Source organism: Ensifer sp. VA4, from assembly GCF_055710065.1.
In genome coordinates this window covers 1-413 of sequence record NZ_JBVQPO010000063.1, presented here as the reverse complement: position 1 = coordinate 413, position 413 = coordinate 1, and the positions used below count along the sequence as shown (strand labels likewise).

1 protein-coding gene is annotated in these 413 nt (G+C 70.7%); it reads left to right on the top strand.

Annotation, left to right across the window (positions count from 1 at the left end):
• The coding region (locus AC0C6X_RS30170) for a DivIVA domain-containing protein (RefSeq protein ID WP_472956712.1) at positions 1–262 on the top strand (262 nt) is incomplete at its 5' end.
• Between the last annotated feature and the right edge of the window lie 151 nt (positions 263–413).

The following is a 413-nucleotide window of genomic DNA, read 5'->3' as shown; positions in this document are numbered from 1 at the left end:
ATACGACGAGGTGGCTGTGGACGACTTCCTCGACCGTGTCATCGCGACGCTGACGGCGCTCGAGCAGGGCCACGGCAGCGTCACCGACGCCGTGACGTCCCACGAGGTCGTGGAGGCGGAGTTTCCCGAGCGAGCCGCCGACGTCAACGGCGGCTACGACATGGACGACGTCGACGACCTGCTCGACCCGCGTCGCTCAGCGCCTGTTCGCCGCCGAGACCTCCGGCTCGAACGGCGGCGAGACGCTCCACGCCGACGATGAGTGGGAGCCCGCGAGTGAGTTGAGTGACGACGGTCTCGTGAACCCCCGGCGCGACGACGGTGGTGTCCGTGACGCCGCGGCGCTCGCCGTCGCGTCAGGCGCGCCGCGCGACGCGGTTCAGAGTGACACCAGGGCCGACGACGAGTGGCAG